The sequence below is a fragment of the Streptomyces sp. NPDC054783 genome (assembly GCF_053611725.1).
This window is the reverse complement of record NZ_JBSHAY010000023.1, coordinates 129,829-149,268: the sequence shown is the minus strand read 5'-3', so window position 1 is coordinate 149,268 and position 19,440 is coordinate 129,829. Positions and strand designations below refer to the sequence as shown.

The 19,440-nt window shown below is 69.2% G+C and carries 19 protein-coding genes and 2 pseudogenes; 12 read left to right on the top strand and 9 right to left on the bottom strand.

The window, feature by feature from the left end:
• Positions 1-446: 446 nt before the first annotated feature.
• The gene (locus tag ACWGJ5_RS32350) at positions 447-1,169 is read left to right on the top strand and encodes a dienelactone hydrolase family protein (protein ID WP_453313168.1); all 723 of its coding nucleotides are present in this window, start codon (positions 447-449) and stop codon (positions 1,167-1,169) included.
• Between the two features lie 10 nt (positions 1,170-1,179).
• On the opposite strand, the gene ACWGJ5_RS32345 is transcribed toward ACWGJ5_RS32350, so the two are convergent.
• Positions 1,180-1,341 (bottom strand): hypothetical protein, encoded by a 162-nt coding sequence (locus ACWGJ5_RS32345; protein WP_453313167.1) that lies wholly within the window; start codon positions 1,339-1,341, stop codon positions 1,180-1,182.
• A gap of 451 nt (positions 1,342-1,792) precedes the next feature.
• Positions 1,793-2,455: a TetR/AcrR family transcriptional regulator gene (locus tag ACWGJ5_RS32340; RefSeq protein ID WP_453313175.1), complete on the bottom strand. Its 663-nt coding sequence runs from the start codon at positions 2,453-2,455 to the stop codon at positions 1,793-1,795.
• A 611-nt stretch (positions 2,456-3,066) separates the two neighbouring features.
• On the opposite strand from ACWGJ5_RS32340, the gene ACWGJ5_RS32335 reads away from it, so the two are divergent.
• Positions 3,067-4,257 (top strand): GH12 family glycosyl hydrolase domain-containing protein, encoded by a 1,191-nt coding sequence (locus tag ACWGJ5_RS32335; RefSeq protein WP_453313166.1) that lies wholly within the window; start codon positions 3,067-3,069, stop codon positions 4,255-4,257.
• Positions 4,258-4,571: 314 nt separating this feature from the next.
• Here the strand turns inward: ACWGJ5_RS32335 and ACWGJ5_RS32330 are convergent.
• The 5 genes and pseudogenes from ACWGJ5_RS32330 to ACWGJ5_RS32310 all read right to left on the bottom strand — a co-directional run bounded on the left by ACWGJ5_RS32330 (position 4,572) and on the right by ACWGJ5_RS32310 (position 8,560).
• A pseudogene (locus ACWGJ5_RS32330) lies at positions 4,572-5,506 on the bottom strand (aldo/keto reductase).
• Positions 5,507-5,629: 123 nt separating this feature from the next.
• On the bottom strand, positions 5,630-6,214 hold the full coding sequence (locus ACWGJ5_RS32325) for an MFS transporter (RefSeq protein WP_453313174.1): 585 nt from the start codon (positions 6,212-6,214) through the stop codon (positions 5,630-5,632).
• Positions 6,215-6,252: 38 nt separating this feature from the next.
• Positions 6,253-6,982: pseudogene (locus ACWGJ5_RS32320) on the bottom strand (NAD(P)-dependent alcohol dehydrogenase); the annotation flags it as partial.
• A gap of 47 nt (positions 6,983-7,029) precedes the next feature.
• The gene (locus tag ACWGJ5_RS32315) at positions 7,030-7,440 is read right to left on the bottom strand and encodes a (R)-mandelonitrile lyase (protein ID WP_453313165.1); all 411 of its coding nucleotides are present in this window, start codon (positions 7,438-7,440) and stop codon (positions 7,030-7,032) included.
• A gap of 103 nt (positions 7,441-7,543) precedes the next feature.
• Positions 7,544-8,560: a zinc-dependent alcohol dehydrogenase family protein gene (locus tag ACWGJ5_RS32310; protein WP_453313164.1), complete on the bottom strand. Its 1,017-nt coding sequence runs from the start codon at positions 8,558-8,560 to the stop codon at positions 7,544-7,546.
• Between the two features lie 269 nt (positions 8,561-8,829).
• Between ACWGJ5_RS32310 and ACWGJ5_RS32305 the strand changes: the two genes are divergently transcribed.
• Positions 8,830-9,720 carry a helix-turn-helix transcriptional regulator gene (locus tag ACWGJ5_RS32305; protein WP_453313163.1) on the top strand — a complete coding sequence of 297 codons (891 nt, stop codon included), beginning with the start codon at positions 8,830-8,832 and terminating at the stop codon, positions 9,718-9,720.
• 294 nt (positions 9,721-10,014) lie between these two features.
• Here ACWGJ5_RS32305 and ACWGJ5_RS32300 read toward each other — a convergent pair whose 3' ends face one another.
• Both ACWGJ5_RS32300 and ACWGJ5_RS32295 read right to left on the bottom strand, forming a co-directional pair.
• The gene (locus ACWGJ5_RS32300) at positions 10,015-11,034 is read right to left on the bottom strand and encodes an aldo/keto reductase (protein WP_453313162.1); all 1,020 of its coding nucleotides are present in this window, start codon (positions 11,032-11,034) and stop codon (positions 10,015-10,017) included.
• Between the two features lie 27 nt (positions 11,035-11,061).
• Positions 11,062-11,961 (bottom strand): helix-turn-helix transcriptional regulator, encoded by a 900-nt coding sequence (locus ACWGJ5_RS32295; protein ID WP_453313161.1) that lies wholly within the window; start codon positions 11,959-11,961, stop codon positions 11,062-11,064.
• A gap of 534 nt (positions 11,962-12,495) precedes the next feature.
• On the opposite strand from ACWGJ5_RS32295, the gene ACWGJ5_RS32290 reads away from it, so the two are divergent.
• The 9 genes from ACWGJ5_RS32290 to ACWGJ5_RS32250 all read left to right on the top strand — a co-directional run bounded on the left by ACWGJ5_RS32290 (position 12,496) and on the right by ACWGJ5_RS32250 (position 19,424).
• Complete coding sequence (locus ACWGJ5_RS32290; protein WP_453313160.1) at positions 12,496-13,938, top strand: MFS transporter; 1,443 nt, start codon at positions 12,496-12,498, stop codon at positions 13,936-13,938.
• Positions 13,938-14,822 (top strand): aldo/keto reductase, encoded by an 885-nt coding sequence (locus ACWGJ5_RS32285; protein WP_453313159.1) that lies wholly within the window; start codon positions 13,938-13,940, stop codon positions 14,820-14,822. Before ACWGJ5_RS32290 ends, ACWGJ5_RS32285 begins: the two co-directional genes overlap by 1 nt.
• Before the next feature lie 39 nt (positions 14,823-14,861).
• A complete protein-coding gene (locus tag ACWGJ5_RS32280) occupies positions 14,862-15,929 on the top strand; it encodes an NAD(P)-dependent alcohol dehydrogenase (RefSeq protein ID WP_453313158.1) in 1,068 nt (355 codons plus the stop codon).
• A gap of 193 nt (positions 15,930-16,122) precedes the next feature.
• Positions 16,123-16,440, top strand: coding sequence for a DUF2255 family protein (locus tag ACWGJ5_RS32275; protein WP_453313157.1), 318 nt, complete (start codon positions 16,123-16,125; stop codon positions 16,438-16,440).
• Complete coding sequence (locus ACWGJ5_RS32270) at positions 16,440-17,474, top strand: zinc-dependent alcohol dehydrogenase family protein (protein WP_453313156.1); 1,035 nt, start codon at positions 16,440-16,442, stop codon at positions 17,472-17,474. Before ACWGJ5_RS32275 ends, ACWGJ5_RS32270 begins: the two co-directional genes overlap by 1 nt.
• Positions 17,471-17,761, top strand: a complete 291-nt coding sequence (locus tag ACWGJ5_RS32265) for a nuclear transport factor 2 family protein (protein ID WP_453313155.1) — start codon at positions 17,471-17,473, stop codon at positions 17,759-17,761. Before ACWGJ5_RS32270 ends, ACWGJ5_RS32265 begins: the two co-directional genes overlap by 4 nt.
• Positions 17,713-17,874, top strand: a complete 162-nt coding sequence (locus ACWGJ5_RS32260) for a hypothetical protein (protein WP_453313154.1) — start codon at positions 17,713-17,715, stop codon at positions 17,872-17,874. Before ACWGJ5_RS32265 ends, ACWGJ5_RS32260 begins: the two co-directional genes overlap by 49 nt.
• Before the next feature lie 69 nt (positions 17,875-17,943).
• Positions 17,944-18,666: an NAD(P)H-binding protein gene (locus ACWGJ5_RS32255; protein ID WP_453313173.1), complete on the top strand. Its 723-nt coding sequence runs from the start codon at positions 17,944-17,946 to the stop codon at positions 18,664-18,666.
• A gap of 272 nt (positions 18,667-18,938) precedes the next feature.
• The gene (locus tag ACWGJ5_RS32250; protein ID WP_453313153.1) at positions 18,939-19,424 is read left to right on the top strand and encodes a DUF4142 domain-containing protein; all 486 of its coding nucleotides are present in this window, start codon (positions 18,939-18,941) and stop codon (positions 19,422-19,424) included.
• Positions 19,425-19,440: the final 16 nt, after the last annotated feature.

Genomic DNA, 19,440 nt, shown 5'->3' with positions numbered 1-19,440 from the left:
GGTGAGTGGAACCATCGAGGGCAACCGCATAGAAGCCATACCCAGTGTCTCTGGGTCTCTGGACCTTACGATGGCCCGTCCAACCCACGAACAAGATAGGACCGCATGACGCCCCGCTGCCGAACCTTGATCCGCGGACAACCCAGTCGCCAGCCTTCGGTGCTTGTGTCGGGATCACGCAGAACGCGCACTCACGCGAGCCGCCCCAGAGCACTTCCGACACACGCCCCAGGCGCGTGGCTCGCGTGGCATCCGGCCACGGAGCCTCCGCGAAAACCCGTTGGCGGACCACGGCGACCACTGCTAGTTTTCCGGAGGCCGTGCGAGAAAACGAGGAGGTGGTACCCGTGAACGCAGTATCGACATGGGTGCTCCCCTCCGGGGTCACGGTCGGACGGTAGGTCGTCCGGGAGCGCCGTTCAAGCGCACTCCCGAAAGGCACGACCATGCGATTCACTTCCGAACAGCGCCTCGACGACGGCGTCCTCGAACGCGAATTCACCCTCGGCGAGATCCCCGGCACCCTGTGGACGTCGGAATCCGCCGCACCGGCCCCGCTGATCCTGATCAGCCACAACGGCGGCTTGCACAGGCGGGAATCGCGGCTGGTGGCCCGGGCCCGGCAATCTTCGGCGTACGGCTATGCGGTGGCCGCCATCGACGCCCCCGGGCACGGGGACCGGCCCCGTTCCGCCGCCGATGAGCAGGCTCGCGCCGACCTCCGCCGGGCGATGCAGGCCGGCGAGCCGGTCGATGAGATCTTCGAGTCCTTCATCGGCCCGCTGGTCGAAAAGGCGGTCCCGGAATGGCGGACCACCCTGGACGCCCTCCTTTCGCTGCCCGAGATCGGCGGACCGGTCGGGTACTCGGGGTGGACCGCCGTCGGCATTCGGCTGGCGATGGTCGAGCCGCGCATCGCGGCCGCCGGCTTCTTCGCCGGGGGTTACGTGCCCCGCGCCCAGCGCGAGGAAGCCCGGCAGGTCACCATTCCGCTGCTGTTCCTGCTGCAGTGGGACGACGAAGGGAACCCCCGGCAGCGCGCCCTGGACCTGTTCGACGCCTTCGGCACCAAGGAGAAGACGCTGCACGCCAATCTGGGCGGGCACGCCGGCACCCCATGGTTCGAGGTGGACGACGGGGAGCGGTTCTTCGCCCGGCACCTGAAGTGAGGCCCGGCCCTCAAGCCAGCAGCAGACGGTAGGCGGTGTCGGCCAGGGTGCCACTCATCGAGGACAGGTCCCGGCCCTCCTCGATGGCGGTGGCCAGCCGATGCGCAACTGCCCCGACCGCGACGGTACCGGCCATCGGCGGTACCGGCCGGTCGGGGCGTCGCTCGGCCACCAGCGCCTCCATCAGCTGGGCCCACGCCGTGAGGCAATCGGCCCATACCCTGCGGATCGCCGGGCAGGCGACCGACCACCCGCGCGCACAAGGGCGGCTGCCGCATCCGGCCGATGTCGGTGGTGACCTTCACGTCCGGGTTACGCCGCTCGGCCCGCTCCGCCGCACAAGCCACAACGTGCTCTGCGAGCACTTGCTCGGCGGGCGCACCAGGCCTGCGGAGGGCACGACACCCACCCCCACAGCGCTCCCAGGGGGAGGCGCGGACGAGCCTGAGGGAAGGGTGTGTCCTCGTCCCCGCCACCTTTCATGGAAAGCCATGTGGTCAGCACATGGAGCTGTTCTCACCGTTGGACCCATCCACGCAGCGGTGCGAGTGACCTTCGGCCCCGTACGGGAGACTTCGGCCCCATGCAGAAAGGCTCCTGACGCCGATGAGCACGTTCCGGGCCTACTCGACGGCGTCAGTCCGTGGCACGTCCGCCGACGTGCCGAACAGCACCTCGGCGGCGACCTCCCATTCCCGGACCAGGTCGAATCTCTGCGGCGCGCGCAGCCACTGGATCTGCAGGCCGTCCATCATCGCCACGATGTGCCGGGCGAGCGCTTCCGGACGGTCGCTCAAGTCCCTGGCCAGGGATGTGAAGGCAGATATCGCCTGCTCTTGTCGCTTCACGAAGTAGGCGTGCGCGGGATGGCTCGGTGCCAACGACTCGGCCTCCAGCACGGTGAAGAGCCGTACGATCTCCGGTTGCTCCGCATTGCGCCGCATCGTCGCCGAACACAACTGCCGCAGACTGACTCCCTCGGGGCCGCCGGCGGACCATTCGTCCGGGATCTCGTCCTCGCCGACGCCGAGTCGAGCGCGAAGCGATCGGGCGTCCTCGACATCCCGGTGCTCCAGCACCGCGACGAGCAGGCCGGTCTTGGAGCCGACGTGGCGCAGCACACCGGGAACCGTGAGCCCGCATCGGTCGGCCACGTCCTGCATCGACAGGCCCCAGAAACCTCGGTCGGCGATCAGCGCGGAGGAAATCTCGATGATCTGGCGCCGTCGCTCGGCGGCGGGCAGTCGTGGTCGGTCGCGCCGATATGCGGGCGTCCCCTCAGCCATCTTCGCCAAGGCCCTTCCTCGGACGTCATCGTTTCGTTCCCGGACAACGCTGCAGGGACAGCCCGTTGGTCAAGAGGGGTCAGCATCCCATTGCCCCAGCTGTCCAGGCCGGCAGCCGCTGCCTGTTACTTGACGACGTGACATCACATCCACGGTCCCTCATGGGTGGTCATCGGACACTTTGCCAGTGGCTACCAGGGCGATTTAGTTAGTAGCTACTAGCTAGTTACTCATCTGGGAGGGAACCCTAGCCCCACCCGGCCGCCTCGACAAGAGACCCGTTCGCATCGCAGTTCCGAGGGCAACGCGCACCCCCTTCACAAAGTGAACGAGCGCAGACCGCTTGACAGTCAGTCAACCGCGCTGGCTTCATGTGTCGCGGCGTGAGCGAGCCCGGGCGAGCTCGCACGACGCGTTTCTGGCGCCCCCTCGGGAGCAGCACTCCCCCTTGGGAGCAGCACGGACAGGCCGTCTTGGGCCGAGAACCCTCATTTCATTGCCGAAAGGTGCCGAGGTCGGCTTTGCCGAACACGGGAGCGCTCCCATGACTCCGAAGCCCCCGTGCGAGTGCGCAGACACCTCCCGACCACCCGACAATCGAAAGGATTTTGATGACCAGATCGCAAATGGAGCCGCGCCGTGGGGCCGCGGCAGTAGCGACGGTCGTGGCCTCCCTGTTACTGGTCGCGCTTTCCCTGACCGGCGCTTCGCCGGCAGCCGCGAACGCCACGCTCTGTGGCAGGACCGACAGCGCGAAGGTCTCGGGCGGCAAGTACGTCGTCCAGAACAACGAGTGGGGTGACACGATCCCCCAGTGCATCGACGTGTCGGACGACGGCTTCAGGGTCACCACCGGCTGGCACGACGTGGGAACCGGCGGCGCACCGGCGGCGTATCCGTCGATCTACGCCGGCTGTCACTACGGCAACTGCTCCAGCGGCAACGGCCTGCCACTTCAGGTGTCGGCGTTCGGCAACCCGCGGTCCAGCGTCGACTTCTCCACCGCTGAAGGGCAGTGGGACGCGGCGTACGACATCTGGTTCGACACCAGCCCCAACCCGTCGGGCCAGAACAACGGTGAAGAGATGATGATCTGGGCGAACCACTCCGGGGCGCCCACGCCGTTCGGCTCCAAGGTCGCCACGGTCTGGATCGAGGGCGCCAACTGGGATGTGTGGTACGGCCGCCAGGGCAACGGCACCGCCTGGAACACCGTCTCCTACGTCCGCCAGCAGCCCACCGACTCGATCACGGTGAACATCAAGGACTTCACCAGTGATTCCATCAGCCGAGGCCATCTGTCGTCGGCGTGGTACATGACCAGCGTGCAATTCGGCTTCGAACCCTGGGTCGGCGGCCCCGGCCTGGCCGTCAACTCCTTCTCCTACGACTCAGGCGGCCCCGGCGGCACTGCGTCCGGCACGATCGTCGGGCAGCAGAGCGGCCGCTGCCTGGACCTGAAGGACTGGGGCACGGCCGACGGCACCGCCGTCCAGTTGTGGGACTGCGGAACCGACTGGAACCAGAGGTGGACCCGCACCGGCGGCACCGTCGTCAATCCTCAGTCGGGTAAGTGCCTCGACGTGGCCGCTGGTTCCACTGCCAACGGCGCCAAGGTACAGCTGTGGTCGTGCAACGGCACTGGTGCCCAGCAATGGCGCTTCAACTCCAACGGCACTGTCACGAACCCCCAGTCCGGAAAGTGTCTGGATTCCGGCGGCTCCGGCAACGGCGCGCTCCTGCAGACATGGGACTGCTATAACAGCGGCACACAGCCCAATCAGGTCTGGACGCAGCGGTAACGCCATCCCGGTTCGGCGGAGCGCCGGCATGGGCGTGAAGACCGTCTAGGCAGGCGGGCACCCCGTGACCACCTAGTGCGGTGGTCACGGGTCACGCTCACACCGCACATCATGCACACCGACAAACTCGCAGGTCGGGATCGCTTTCCGGCTGGCTCGAGGACCGCCACGCACTCCACATGATGTGTCACCGAAAACATGTCGCATCGCGTAAGGCGGGAGAATCACCAGGTCAGATGGCCCTTCTCGGCTCTTCGGACTGGCCGCGAGTGCCTCGGAGCGTCGAACGAGCGTCACGAGACCTCGGTGCCCGGTCACCAGGCGTACGCCTCGGGGCCTCGCTACCGGGACCGGGCCAGATCTCGTCCAGCCTGTGCAGCGTGTCCTCGGGCACGGTGACGTCCAGGGCGCGGCGGCTGGTCGCGAGTTGCCGCGTGGTGCGGGGACCGACGATCGTGGCGGTCAGAACGGGGTTGTGCAGCAGCCAGGCCAGGGCGACGTCGGCGGGCTGTTCGCCGATCTCGTCACACAGCGCCTCGTAGGCCTCCAGCCGGGGCCGGTGCCGGTGCCGCTCGATGGTCTTCTGCATGTGCGGGGTCATGCGGCGGCCGCCTTCGATCGTCTTCAGCACTCCACCGAGCAGGCCCCCGCCCAGCGGGCTCCACGGCATCAGGCCGATGCCGTAGTAGCGCAGTGCCGGGATCACTTCGAGTTCGATGGTGCGGGCGGTCAGGTTGTACAGGCTCTGTTCGGAGACCAGGCCCATGGAGTTCCGGGATGCGGCGGCGTTCTGTGCGGTCGCGATCTGCCAGCCTGCGAAGTTGCTGCTGCCGACGTAGATCACCTTGCCCTCGCGCACCAACTGCTCCATCGCCTGCCAGATCTCCTCCCACGGGGTCGACCGGTCGATGTGGTGCATCTGGTAGAGGTCGACGTGGTCGGTCCGCAGGCGCCGCAGGCTGTCCTCCGCGGCCTTGCGGATCTTGTATGCGGACAGTTACTTGTCGTTCGGGCCGGCGCCCATCGGCTGGTACACCTTGGTCGCCAGCACGATCTGCTCTCGGCGCCCGCCGCCTGGGGCGAGCCACCGGCCGATGATCTCCTCGGACACCCCGTAACCCTGCTCCATGTCGGGTGACTGCGGGCCGCCGTAGACGTCGGCGGTGTCGATCAGGTTGATGCCGGCCTCAAGGGCGGCATCCATGATCCTGAAGCTCTCGGCCTCGTCCGTCACGTCGCCGAAGTTCATGGTGCCCAGTGCGAGGCGACTGACCTTCAGGCCACTGCGTCCCAGGGTGCGTACTGCATGCTGTTGATGCTTTCCTTGGCGGCGCGGCGGGAACAGGTCCCCGTACTGCGCGTGACGGACGGGTCAGGAGGTGGCTGTCGCCCGGTCGACGGGCCGCCCGGCGGCGGCGTGCTGTGCCGTCCGGGTGTGGGGGCGGACGGCGAGGATGTGGACGATCACCGTCAGGGCGGCGCAGGCGAGGGCGACCAGGCCGAGCGGGACGGCGGTGCCGGCGCCGCCGAGGCCGACGAGCGGGGCTGCCGGCCCGCCGAACGCGAAGCGCGCCATGCCGAGCAGCGAGGACGCGGTGCCCGCGATCTCGGGGTAGTGCGCGAGAGCGAGCGAGGTGGACGGCGGGGTGGTGGCGGCCACGCCACTGGCCATGGTGAGCAGGGACAGCACCATCGCGGCCAGCGGCAGGTGCAGCGCCGCCGTGGCCAGGAGCCCGCCCGCGCCGAGCAGGGCCATGGCCAGACCCAGGACGAGGGTGCCCTTCTCCGACCACCGCTCTGACGGCCGTCCCGCGACGAAGCCGAACACCATGAAACCGGCGGAGTTCAATTCGAAAGCGAAGGAACAACCCTGCGGGGAGAGGCCGTAGATGCCCTGCAGGACATAAGTGGCGCCGCTGAGGTAGGCGAACAGGGCCGGGTTGACGAAGCCGGTGATCAGGACGGCGCCCAGGAAGAGCCGGTCGGACAGCAGCCGACGGTGTTGGCGATGAGGTCGAACCGTTCGGCCGGCGGTGAAGCTGTCCGGGTCCGAGGTCGCGTAGTAGTGCTCGGCGCCGAGGCGCAGCCCGTCTTCCCTCTTCTTCAGCGACTGCGACAGCACCGTGACCTCGGCGCCCATGGCGTGGGCGATCTTGACCGCGATGTGGCCGAGCCCGCCGAGACCGACGACCGCGACCTTCTTGCCGGGGCCGGCGCCCCACCGGTGCAGCGGGGCGTAGGTGGTGATGCCGGCGCACAGCAACGGGGCAGCGGAGGCCGCACCGAGGCCCTCGGGGACGGACAGGACCTAGTCGGCGTCCACGACGACGTGGGTGGAGTAGCCGCCCTGCGTGGTGGTGCCGTCGCGGTCGGCGCCGGCGTAGGTGAAGACCGTGCCGTTGAGGCAGTACTGCTCGTCGCCGTTCCGGCAGTGGGTGCACTCGCCGCAGGAGTTGACCATGCAGCCGACGCCGACGCGGTCGCCGACCTGGTACCTGGTGCCGTCGGCACCGACCTCAGCGACCACGCCGACGATCTCGTGGCCGGGGACGACGGGGAAGGGCTGGGGGCCCCAGTCGCCGTTGACGGTGTGGATGTCGGAGTGGCAGATGCCGACGTACTGAACGGCGATGAGCACGTCGTTCAGGCCGACGTCACGGCGCTCGATGATGGTGGGGGGCCAGTGGCCGGCCGGCGGTGGGGCGGCGTAGGCGTTGACGTGCATGCTCAGGTGCTTCTCGTTGGGTGTGGTTGCCGGCCTCGGGCCACGTGTCAGTCGGTCGCCGGGGCGGCGGCGTACTCCTCGTCGGTGACGGGGGTCAGCCAGTGCACGACGTCGTGGTCCGCATCGCTCTCGTTGATGGCCAGGTGGACCATCAGCCGGTTCGGCGCGGCGCCGTGCCAGTGCTCCTCGTCGGCCTCGAACAGCACCCGGTCGCCCGGCCGGATGATCTCGATCGGTCCGCCTCGGCGTTGGCACAGACCGATCCCCTCGGTGACGAAGACGGTCTGGCTGAGCGGGTGGCGGTGCCAGTGGGTGCGCGCGCCGGGCATGAAGTGCACCAGGTTGGCGGTGACACGGGACGGCTCGGGCGCGGCGGCGACGGCGTCGATGTAGACGTCGCCGGTGAACCAGTCGGCGGGACCCTTGACGGTGTTGATCGAGCTGCGGGTGATCTGCATGGTGGTTTCCTTCTCTGCGGGCATCACGGGTCGGTGTGGCCGGGTCGTTCATCCGTGGGATCGCGAGGGCGATGCTTCCCCGGACGAGCTGCGGCGTGAGGGGTCAGGGCGTGAGGAGGGCCTTGACGGCACGGCGCTCGTCCATCGCCCGGTAGCCCTCGGCGACCTGCTCCAGGGGCAGCGTGAGGTCGAAGACCTTGCCCGGGTCGATCCGCCCCGACAGGACGCGGTCGATCAGGTCGGGCAGGTAGCGGCGCACGGGGGCGGGGCCTCCGCGCAGCCCGACGTGGGAGAAGAACAGCTCCTGTCCGTCGACGGCGACCTCGTGCGGGACGCCGACGAAGCCGACGTTGCCACCGGGGCGCGCGGAGCGCAGGGCCTGCTGCATGGCCTGGGCGGTGCCGACGCACTCCAGGACCGAGTCGGCGCCGATGCCGCCGGTCATCTCCTTGATCCGGGCGACGCCCTCGTCGCCGCGCTCGGTGACGATGTCGGTGGCGCCGAACTCCCGGGCGAGCTTCTGGCGGGACTCGTGGTGGCTCATCGCGATGATCCGCTCCGCGCCCATCTCCTTGGCGGCGATCACCGCGCAGAGCCCGACCGCGCCGTCGCCGACGACCACGGCGGTGGAACCGGGCTTCACCTCGGCGGCGTCGGCGGCGTACCAGCCGGTGCCCATCACGTCGGAGACGGCCAGGAGGCCGGGCCAGAACTCCTCGCCCGGCAGCTCGTCGGTGGCGACGAGGGTGCCCTGGGCGTTGGGGATGCGCACGTACTCGGCCTGGCAGGTGCTCATGAACTCGCGGTTCAGGCAGTTGGACTGGAAGCCGTTGCGGCAGTTCGGGCAGGTGTTGTCCGAGGTGGCGAACGAGCCGACGACGAACTGGCCCGGCTTGACGTCGGTGACGTCGCTGCCGACCTCGTCCACGAAGCCGACGTACTCGTGCCCCATGGGATGGGCCTCGTCGGTCGCGTCCAGCCCGCGCCAGGGCCACAGGTCGGAGCCGCATACGCAGGTGACGGCCGTGCGGATGACGGCATCCGTCGGCTTCAGGATCTTCGGGTCGTCCAGGGTCTCGAAGCGCACATCACCGGGGGCGTGGATCACTGCTCCGCGCATGGGGAAGTCCTCAGGTTCGTTCGGAGGGGCGGGGCCTGGGGGTCGGCCCGCCGGCCGCCGTAGCCGTGTGTTGGTAGGAGGCGGGGACGTGTCAGGGGCGCCGTTGTCCTTCGCACGCTGCCCGGCCGGGTACTCCCCGAGGCGGCGACGCCGCTCGGGGAGTACCCGGGCTCCAGGTAACCGCTCATCCCGGCGGCTAGCGAGTCACCAGCGAAAGGTGTACTGGCAGTACATCCCTCCCACAGGGGGCACGCCGTACGGTCGAAGACATGGACAACCGTGAGGAGGTCCGCGAGTTCCTCACCTCGCGGCGAGCGAAGATCACTCCGGAACAGGCCGGCCTGCCTGCCGGTTCCCGGCGGCGTGTGCCCGGCCTGCGCAGGAGCGAGGTCGCCGCGCTGGCCGACATGAGCGTCGAGTACTACGCGAAACTGGAGCGGGGCAACCTGGCCGGCGTCTCCCCGGCCGTCCTCGAAGCAGTCGCCCGCGCACTTCAGCTGGACGACGCCGAGCGCGCCCACCTGCTGCACCTGGCGCAGGCCGCCGACGGCTCCGACGCCCTCACCCGCCCCCGACGCCGCACCACCACCCGGCAGTGGACCCCGCACCGCAGCCTGCAATGGACCCTCGACGCGATCACAGCGGGGCCCGCGATCGTGGGCAACGGCCGCACGGACATCCTGGCCGCCAACCGGCTCGCCCGCGCCTTCTACACCGACCTCTTCGCCAACCCCGACAATCAGCAGAACCTGGCCCGCTTCCAGTTCCTCGACCCGGCCACCCGCCGGTTCTACCCCGACTGGGACCTGTTCGCCGACATGGCGGTGGCCATCCTGCGCCGCGAGGCCGGTCGCGACCCTCACGACAAGGGCCTGCACGACCTCGTCGGCGAGCTGTCCACCCGCAGCGAGGACTTCCGCACCCGCTGGGGCGCCCACAACGTCCGCCGCCACGGCACCGGGACCAAACGGTTCCACCACCCCGCGGTCGGCGACCTCACCCTTGCCTACGAGTCCCTGGACCTGGCAGCCGACCCCGGACTCAGCATGACCATCTACACCGCCGAACCCGGCTCCCCCTCGGAAGAGGGACTGCGTCTGCTCGCCTCCCTGGCCGCCACCGAAGACGCGGGCCCGGCAGCGCAACACCCCACCGGCTGACCACTGAACCGCACGAAGCCGCCGCCCGGCCACCTACCGCTTGCGGCGGGACGGCGTCGACTCGCTGTGCATCGCTGTCATGTCGAACAGGGCAGGGCGTCGTGGTCCGGGGTACCGGGCTGGGCGGTGTAGATGCCCGTGCGCCGGTCCGAGCTGGGTGAGGTTGAAGGGCGTCGGGATCGGTGCTTCACGGCCGCTCGGAGCTCACGCCATGGCCGTCTCTCCACCCGCCCGCTCCCTGCGTTCCCATCCTGCTGCCCTCGTACAGCACCCGGGTATCGCCGCCCACCCGTGTCAGCGCCGACGCTGGTCGGCGCGCAGTTCGAAGTCGCCGTAGCTGTTGTCGGCGGGGTTGACGGTCACCCCGGGTGCCACGATCTCGTCAATACGGGCCAGGACGTCGGCTGAGAGCGTGATGTCAGCGGCGGGGAGGAACGCCTCCAGCTGCTCCATGGTGCGCGGGCCGATGATCGCCGAGGTGACGCCCGGGTGGTTGATCACGAAGGCGACGGCCAGCTCGATCAGGGTGAGGCCGGCCTTCTCCGCCAGGAGCGTGAGCTGTTCGACGGCGTCGAGCTTGCACTGATTGGCGGGGGTACTCATGTCGAAGCGGGCCTGGGGGCGCGCCGCGGAGGCGGGGCCCTCGGAGGCGTTCTTGCGGTAACGGCCCGAGAGCCAGCCGCCGGCAAGCGGGCTGTAGGTCAGCGTCCCCATGCCGTGACGGCGCACGGTGGGCAGGACGTCCTCCTCGATGCCCCGGACCAGGATCGAGTACGGCGGCTGTTCGGTCACGAACCGCTCCAGGTGCCGCTCCCGCGAGGTCCACTGAGCCTCGACGATCTGGGAGCCGGAGTAGGACGAGGAACCGATGTAGCGGAGCTTGCCCTGGCGCACGAGGTCGGTGAGGGCCCCGAGGGTCTCGGCCACGTCCGTGTCCGGGCTGGGACGGTGTACCTGGTAGAGGTCGATGTAGTCGGTGCCGAGGCGCCGCAGGGAGTTCTCGACCTCGCGGATGATCCAGCGCCGCGAGCCGCCTCGCTGGTTGGGGTCGTCCTGGTCCATCGGCATGAAGAACTTGGTCGCCAGGAAGACGTCGTCGCGGCGGTCCTTGAGCGCCTTGCCGACGATCTCCTCGGAGACGCCGGCGGAGTACACGTCAGCGGTGTCGACGAAGTTGATGCCCGCGTAGAGGGCGCGGTGGATGATCCGCACCGAGTCTGCTTCGTCCTCGTTGCCCCAGGGGCCGAACATCATCGCCCCCAGGCAGAGGGGGCTGACCTGGACGCCGGTGCGGCCGAGCGGCCGGTACTGCATGGAGTGGTTCTCCTCGATCGATGGTGGTCAGTCGCTCCGGGAGCGCACGACGGGGCCGGTGCCCGCCCAGCTGGCGAGCAGGCCGAGAGCCTCCCGCTCCCGGGAGTCCGGTTCGGGCGAGTAGAAGTTGAGGCGGAGGCCGGGGTCTGACGGCAGTTCCATCGCCTCGTAGGGCAGGGCGAGATCACCGACCAGCGGGTGGTGCAGGTGCTTCACGCCCGAGCGGTGGAACTTCACGTCGTGGCGTGCCCACCGGCGGGCGAAGTCACTGCTCCTCGTCGTCAGCTCTCCGATCAGATCGGTCAGCGCCTTGTCGTGCGGTGCCCGGCCCGTCTCGGTCCGCAGGAAAGCCACCGCGTCGTCGGCACCCTTGTCCCAGTCGACCCAGAAGTCCCTGCTCGCGGGGTCCAGAAACATGAAACGAGCACTGTTGACCGGTCCGCGCTGGGCGAACAGCGGCGAGTCGAAGAGGGGTGCGTACAGAGCGCGGCCCAGCGCGTTGGTGGCCAGGATGTCGAACCGTGCGTTGCGGACGTACGCGGGTACGTCGGTCATGGAGTCGAGCAGCCGCAGGACCGTGGGCCGCACCCGGGAGGCGGTCACTGCGGGCCGCCGGCCTGAGGGAGTGGCCGCGCGGGCCAGGTCGTACAGGTGGGTGCGCTCGGCCTCGTCGAGTTGCAGAGCATGCGCGAGGGCTTCGAGGACCGAGTCGGAGGCTCCACTGAGGTTTCCGCGCTCCAGCCGGACGTAGTAGTCCACGCTCATGCCCGCCAGCAGAGCGACCTCTTCACGGCGCAGGCCCGCGACACGGCGTTTCCCACCGTAGACGGGCAGTCCGGCCTGCTCTGGAGTGATCCGAGCGCGCCGGGTGCTCAGGAACTCGCGGACCTCGGCGGCCAGGCTCTTCTTCTTGTCACTCTCAGTCACGATCAGACCTCGGGAGCTGGATGAGCGAGGCTTCGACGGGCGTCCCCTCGGGCCGGTCGGCGTCGGACGTCGGTTGCGTGAAGGCTTCGGCGTGGGCGGCCCAGGGCACGCGGCCTCCTCTTACTCGGGCGGTGTGGATCCGGCCTGCACCCTCACGGTAGGTGGGCCGGTGGGCGTCTGCGAGGTACTGCCATTACCTGGAAAAGGAGTGACTCCCACCTGTGCGTCCACCCGCGGTTGTCTGGAGAAGGCCGAGGACTGCGAGTCCTCGATGGGCCCGATGAAACCGACCCGAAGGAACACCGTGCGCGCAGCACTCATGTACAAAGCCGGCGATGGCCGCGTCGGGCACGGCGCCGACCCGTGCCTCGAGGAAGCGCAAGGCTCTCAAGGTGCTGGCGCGGCTGCGACCAGGCAGCCTGTGATCAGCACGGTGGAAGCCTCTGCGCGCCTCGCCGGCGCCTCGTCCGCCGCGCGGCCAGTCACCGGGGCCGCCGACGGCAGGACGACGCTGACGACGGGGCTGGTGACGCGATGACCGCCACCGCACAGCGCGCGTCGGCACATGCGGCGGCGCGACCCAACGGGACACCGGTCCACGCGAGGCTGATCCTGACGATCATCTGCGTCAGCTACTTCATGGTCATCCTCGACAACTCGATCGTTTTCACCGGGCTGCCGCAAATCCGCTCCGACATGAAGTTTTCCGAGACCGGGCTGTCCTGGATCACCAACGCCTATGTCCTGGTCTTCGGCGGACTGCTGCTCCTGGGAGCGCGGGCCGGTGACCTGTTCGGACACCGCAGGGTGTTCCTGTTCTCCCTGGTCGCCTTCTCTTTCACCTCGCTCCTGGTGGGCGCGGCTCAGACCCAGTGGTGGCTGATCGGCGCCCGTGCATTGCAGGGCGTCGGCGCCGCGGTCCTGGCGCCGTCAGCGCTGTCCCTGCTCACGCGCAGCTTCGCCGAGGGCCGGGCCCGCAACCGGGCGATGGCCGCCTACAGCGCGGTCGCCGGTCTCGGGGCAGCCTTCGGCCTGGTCGTCGGTGGGCTGGTCGCCGACCTGATCTCGTGGCGGGCCGGGTTCTTCCTCAACGTCCCGGTCGGCGTCGTGATGATGGTGCTGGCGGTCCGGTTCCTGCCCGAGACCGAACGCCGGCAGGGCCGCTTCGACATCGCCGGGTCGGTGCTGGCCACGCTGGGTTCAACCGCGCTGGTCCTCGGCATGGTTGACGCCGCCGACTTCGGCTGGACCGCCCCCCTGACCCTGGTGCCGTTGCTGGCGGGTGTGGTGATGCTCGGGCTGTTCCTCCGGGTGGAGCGGCGGGCCGCGCAACCGATCGTGCCGCTGCGACTGTTCGCGAGCCGTGAACGCTCCGGCGCCTACGTCACCCGCATGCTCTACATGGGCGCCATGATGGGCTTTTTCTTCTTCACCGCGCAGTTCGTGCAGAGCGTCTACCACTGGACACCACTGCAGGCGGGTGCCTCCTTCATGCCGATGACGCTGATCAACTTCTGTCTCGCCGTCCAGGTGCCCCGGCTGCTCCAGCGAGCCGCACGGCCGCTGGTGCTGCTGACCGGGGTCGCCCTGACCACGGTGGGCATGATGTGGCTCAGCCGTCTCGGCCTGCACACCCCCTACCTGACCGGCGTAGCCCTGCCGATGGTCCTCATCGGCGCCGGGCAGGGCCTCACGCTGGCCCCGCTGACCTCCAGCGGCGTCGACGGCGTCGCCCCCGCCGACGCGGGAGCCGCCTCGGGCCTGGTCAACACCGTCCACCAGATCGGCAGCGCGCTGAGCCTGAGCATCCTGAGCGCCATCACCGCCGCCGTCTCCACCGGCCACACGGCCACCGACATCGCGGCCCGCTCGGGAGCGGCCCTGACCGGCTCCTCGGTCCTGCTCGCACTGGCCGTCATGGCCGTCCTCACCCTCCTCGCTCCCGCACGAATCACCCGCAACGAAAGGTCCCTGTGATGCAGACCCTCACCCTCAACAACGGCGTCGAGATGCCCGCTCTCGGACTCGGTGTATTCCAGACGCCGCCCGACGAGACCCGGGCCGCGGTCAAGGCCGCACTCGACCTCGGCTACCGGCACATCGACACCGCCGCCGCCTACGGCAACGAACGCGAGGTCGGCCAGGCCATCCGCGACTGCGGAGTGCCGCGCGACGAGGTCTTCATCGAGACCAAGATCTGGATCAGCGACTACGGGTACGACGAGACCCTGCACGGCTTCGACAAGAGCGCCGCAAAGCTCGGTGTCGACCAGATCGACCTGCTCATCCTGCACCAGGCCCTGCCGTCCGAGTTCGACATGACCCTTGCCGCCTACCGAGCCCTGGAAGAGCTCCTGGCCGACGGAAAGGTCCGCGCGATCGGGGTCAGCAACTTCATGGTCGACCACCTGACGACGCTGCTGGACGCCACCTCCGTCGTCCCCGCCGTCAACCAGCTGGAGATTCACCCCTACTTCCAGCAGCGCGAGGTGCTCGACTTCGATGACCGGCACGGCATCCTCAACCAGGCGTGGTCCCCCATCGGCGGGATCACCTTCTACCCGGGCTACGGCGAGGACCGCAAGAGCGTCCTTGAGGACCCGGCCATCACCCGCATCGCCGAGGCACACGGCAAGAGCCCCGCCCAGGTGCTGCTGCGCTGGGGCCTGCAGCAGGGCCGCTCGGTCATCCCCAAGTCCACCAAGCGCCACCGCATCGCCGAGAACATCGACGTCTTCGACTTCGACCTCGCCGCCGACGAGCTGACCGCCCTCGACGCGCTGGAGACGGGGCGGCGCGGCGGTCCCGAACCCGAAGCCGTCACCCTCGCAGACTTCGGCCGCGCCATCCCCGAAGCCTGACCTGCTCCCCCCAGAACAACCACCTCAGAAGGACTCACTGTGCCCACCACCGTCAAGGCTTTCGGCGCCCACGACGTGCAGCAGCCGCTCGTTCCCCTCACTGTCGAGCGCCGCGATGTCGGCCCGCACGACGTCAAGCTCGACATCCTGTACTGCGGTATCTGCCACTCCGACATGAACTTCGTCGGCGGCGAGTTCGGCCCGCTGCCGGCCAGCCCGCTCGTGCCCGGCCACGAGATCGTCGGCCGGGTCACCGAGACCGGATCCGAGGTCACCCGCCACCAGGTCGGCGACCTCGTCGGCATCGGCTGCATGGTCAACTCCTGCCGCGAGTGCGAGAACTGCCGGGCCGGGCAGGAGCAGTACTGCCTGGGCGGCCACACCCTGGTCTTCGGCAGCCCCGACCCGGCCGAGCCCGGCGTCCGCACCCAGGGCGGCTACTCGGAGGCGATCGTCGCGCCCGAGGACTTCGTCGTCCGCATCCCCGACAGCCTCGACCCGGCCGCCGCGGCGCCACTGCTGTGTGCCGGCATCACCGTCTACGCGCCGCTCAAGCGCTACGGCGCCGGACCGGGCACCAAGGTCGCGGTGGTCGGCCTCGGTGGCCTGGGCCACCTCGGGGTCAAGATGGCCAAGGCCGTGGGCGCCGACGTCACCGTCCTGTCACAGTCCGACCGCAAGCGCGACGCCGCTACGGCGCTCGGCGCCGACCACTACGCTGTCACCGGCGACGGGTCCGCCTTCACCGACCTGGCCAACACCTTCGACGTCATCCTCAACACCGTCAGCGCACCGATCTCGCTGAAGGACTACCTGGAGATGCTGCGCCTGCACGGCACCATGGTCAGCGTCGGCGTGACCACGCAGCCGATGCCGCTGGATGTCTTCCCCCTGTTGCAGAACGGCCGCGCCTACGCAGGCTCGCTGTTCGGAGGCATCGCCGAGACGCAGGAGATGCTCGACTTCGCCGCCGAGCACGACGTGACCGCCGAGATCGAGCTGATCGACGCGAACGACATCAACACCGCCTACGAGCGCATCCTCGCCTCCGACGTGCGCTACCGGTTCGTCATCGACGGCGCGACCTTCGCCGCGCTGAAGGCGTGAGGCACCGCCCCCTGTTCCGCCGCCCGGACGCTGACGCCGGCCTTGCCGCTTCGGGGCAGCCGGCCCCGAAGCGGCGTGACCAGCCTGGAGGAACGGCCATGACGCACTGGAACGACGCGGACCGGGGAAGACCGGCGCGGCCGAAGAATCGGACCCGCAGTCCGAGCGCACCGACGGCAGCCTGCGCGGCCCCGTGACCAAGTGGGTCGCCCGTGCCGGTGACCACGTCCACGTCCGCTCGGTCGAAGGCACCGCCGGCCCCTGGTACCGGGGCACCCAGTCCCGCCACCGGGGCCGTATCGACGCCGGCGGCGTCCAGCGGGACGTCACCTTCTACAAGGCGCGGCGGTACGCGGCCGTGGACACCGCCTACCGGAAGAGGTACGGCCGGTGCACAAGCATCGTCGAACACGTCCTGACCGGCCGAGCCCGCGAGTCCACCCTCCGACTCGAACCGCGCGGACACCGCCCTCCCCACCCCCACTTCCCTCTCCCCGAGGAGATCCGCTGATGCGAGCCACCCTGATGTACGCCGCCCGGGACGTACGCGTCGAAGACGTCCCCGACCCCGAGATCCAGCAACCGACCGACGCCGTCGTGCGGATCGTGCTGTCCTGCGTCTGCGGCAGCGACCTGTGGCCCTACAAGTCCCTGGCACCCACAGACAATCCCCGCCACATGGGCCACGAGTTCCTCGGCGTCGTCGAGGAACTCGGTTCTGAGGTACGCACCCTCAAGCCCGGCGACGTCGTCGTGGCCCCCTTCGTCTGGGCCGACAACACCTGCACCTACTGCCGTGAGGGCCTGCAGACCTCCTGCCCGCACGGCGGACAGTGGGGCGTGAACGGAGGGGACGGCGGACAGGGCCAGGCCGCCCGTGTCCCGCAGGCCGACGGCACCCTGGTCAAGATGCCCGTCGGCGAGGACTCCGACCTGCTGCCGGACCTGCTGACCCTCTCCGACGTCCTGTGCACCGGCTACCACGCCGCCCACACCTCCGGCGTCCGGCGCGGCGACACCGTCACCGTCATCGGCGACGGCGCCGTGGGCCTGTCCGCCGTCATCTCCGCCCGGCTGCTGGGCGCCGAGCGGATCATCCTGATGGGCCGCCACCACGCCCGCACGGACCTGGGCCGCGACTTCGGCGCGACCGACGTGGTCGCCGAGCGCGGCGACGAAGGCGTCGCCAAGGTCCGCGAGCTGACCGGCGGGGAAGGCACCCGCAGGGTCCTCGAATGCGTCGGGCTGAAGGACGTGCTCGTGCAGAGTTTCGGCGTCGTACGCGACGGCGGCACCATCAGCCGGGTCGGGGCTCCCCAGTTCAGCGACGTGCCGTTCGGGTTCGCCGACTTCATGCGCAACATCACCCTCACCGGCGGCGTCGCGCCTGCCCGCGCCTACATCGAAGAACTGATGCCCCGCGTCCTCGACGGCACGATCCGTCCCGGCCGCGTCTTCGACCGCACCGTCGGTCTGGCGGACATTGCCGACGGCTACCGAGCGATGAACGAGCGCGAGGCCCTGAAGGTGCTGGTGCGCCCATGACCGCCCGCAAGCCGAACGCTGAACCGGCTGGAACCGCCGATCACACCGAGGCGGTCGTGGCGTGCCGCGCCTACCTCCAGGCGATGGCAGAGGGCGACACGGAAGTCCTCGACGCCCTGCTCGACGCCGAATTCACTTTGACGCACATGACCGGCTACGTACAGCCCAGGACCGAGTGGCTCTCCCAGCTGCGCGCCGGCCAGTCCGTCACCACAGCATCGAGGAGAAGGATCTCGATGTGCCCACCGGCGACACCGGCGCGGTGCAGCTGGTCGGCCGCACGCTGACCGACGCGACGGTCTACGGCACACGCGCCGAGTGGAGGCTGCGTCTGGCCGTGGACTTCACGCGACATGACGACACCTGGAGCGCCGTGCGGACCATCGCCACCACCTGGTGACCGCACCGCCCCTCCGTGCCCAAAGGCTTTGCCACCCGCGGCAGTGTCCAACTACACCACTGCAACAAGATGGGCGAAATACCGCATCCGTCGCCAACTCACCGAGATGGCGCCCACGGCCGACCGATGGCCTGCACGGCTCGTCAGTACTCACACCACGCCCGTACACCCCGTGAAAGGGAAGGCATGATCACTACACCTCTGACCACTCTGATTGTCGGTGCGACAGGCAGTATCGGACGGCTCGTCGTGGCCGAGTCGCACGCGCACGGCCACACAACCCTCAGTGGACTTCCCTACACGATCGTGCGGCCCGGCTGGTTCGACATGAACGGCCCAGACGAACACCGGCCGGTCTTCCTACAGGGCGATACCCGGCTCGCCGGCACCCCTGCCGACGGCGCCATCGCACGCCAGGAGATCGCACAAGTTCTTGTGGAGGCCCTGACCGCGCCGCAGGCGACACGCCGAACCTTCGAACTCGTCGCCGAGAACGGCCCCGCCCCAGAAGACCTCCGCCCCCTGTTCGAGGCACTGGCCCAGGACGCTCCATCAGAAGGAGAGGCTTTGACACAACCGTCACGGCCGTGGCGTGCGCCGGCCTCCGTTGAGGAGATCCTTCAGTGGCGGGGCGTACACCATTTTGTCTGGCCGTCGCGAAGAAAGCGGCCCTACCAGGGACGCCGCCGGCGGCCACCGGGTCTGCGGAGCCGGTCGCCGTCATCGAGGAGGCGGCCGACCCGGCCATTGGTGATGGTCGTGAACCTCACGGCATCCCGGTCGAGCCGGTGAACATGGCGTTCGGATGCGCCGCCCAGAACCTGGGGCGGAGCCGGGACCTCCCGGCGGCTCTCGTAGCTCTCGGGGGTACGGCCGAGGCGCTGGGGCCCGGGTTGCCGACGATCTCAACCGGGGGAATCATGAGATAGGCGCGGTTTGTCACCATTGAGCCATGAAGATGGGGGTTTTCGTCGGGGCTTGCACGTGCGACCTGTGGAGGACTCATGTACACGACTCGATCCCGTGCCCGTTCCGCTGCCGCCTGCGCCGCAACCCTGTGCATCATGGGTGTCACGTCGCTGCCAGCTCTCGCTTCGTCCTCGCCGCCGTCGACGGTCTCCACCCTGGACCGGCAACTCCTTACCGCAGCCCACCAGGGCAACCTGTGGGAGATCACGACCAGTCAGCAAGCCCAGAGCGCCGCGACCACCGCCTGTGTCAAGCGGGTCAGCGCCGACTTCATCCGTGACCACCGCACCCTTGATGCGGGTGTCGTCAAGACCGCGTCACAACTCGGCGTAGCACTGCCCTCCGGGCAGACGGCCGCGCAACTGAGGCAAACCGCTGCCCTCAAGTCCCGCGCCGGGACGCCCGCGTACGATGCCGCGTGGCTCAAGGCCCAGTACCTCGCCCACGCGCAGACCCTCGCGCTCATCGACAAGCAGATCGCCAGGGGCACCAACCCGCTCGTGAAGTCCCTGGCCAAGAGCGCACGCCCGGTGGTCGCACGCCACACGCAGATGGTCAACCACGGCCTGTGCCGCGCGTAGACGACCGCCGACCCGG

Bases quoted from the DNA above. Each gene is read 5' to 3' on its own strand.
- ACWGJ5_RS32270 (WP_453313156.1), top strand. From the start codon at position 16,440: ATGCGAGCCACCCTGATGTACGCCGCCCGGGACGTACGCGTCGAAGAC.
- ACWGJ5_RS32315 (WP_453313165.1), bottom strand. From the start codon at position 7,440: ATGCAGATCACCCGCAGCTCGATCAACACCGTCAAGGGTCCCGCCGAC.
- ACWGJ5_RS32265 (WP_453313155.1), top strand. From the start codon at position 17,471: ATGACCGCCCGCAAGCCGAACGCTGAACCGGCTGGAACCGCCGATCAC.
- ACWGJ5_RS32250 (WP_453313153.1), top strand. From the start codon at position 18,939: ATGGGTGTCACGTCGCTGCCAGCTCTCGCTTCGTCCTCGCCGCCGTCG.
- ACWGJ5_RS32255 (WP_453313173.1), top strand. From the start codon at position 17,944: ATGGGCGAAATACCGCATCCGTCGCCAACTCACCGAGATGGCGCCCAC.
- ACWGJ5_RS32350 (WP_453313168.1), top strand. From the start codon at position 447: ATGCGATTCACTTCCGAACAGCGCCTCGACGACGGCGTCCTCGAACGC.
- ACWGJ5_RS32340 (WP_453313175.1), bottom strand. From the start codon at position 2,455: ATGGCTGAGGGGACGCCCGCATATCGGCGCGACCGACCACGACTGCCC.
- ACWGJ5_RS32305 (WP_453313163.1), top strand. From the start codon at position 8,830: ATGGACAACCGTGAGGAGGTCCGCGAGTTCCTCACCTCGCGGCGAGCG.
- ACWGJ5_RS32310 (WP_453313164.1), bottom strand. From the start codon at position 8,560: ATGCGCGGAGCAGTGATCCACGCCCCCGGTGATGTGCGCTTCGAGACC.
- ACWGJ5_RS32335 (WP_453313166.1), top strand. From the start codon at position 3,067: ATGACCAGATCGCAAATGGAGCCGCGCCGTGGGGCCGCGGCAGTAGCG.
- ACWGJ5_RS32300 (WP_453313162.1), bottom strand. From the start codon at position 11,034: ATGCAGTACCGGCCGCTCGGCCGCACCGGCGTCCAGGTCAGCCCCCTC.
- ACWGJ5_RS32285 (WP_453313159.1), top strand. From the start codon at position 13,938: ATGCAGACCCTCACCCTCAACAACGGCGTCGAGATGCCCGCTCTCGGA.
- ACWGJ5_RS32290 (WP_453313160.1), top strand. From the start codon at position 12,496: ATGACCGCCACCGCACAGCGCGCGTCGGCACATGCGGCGGCGCGACCC.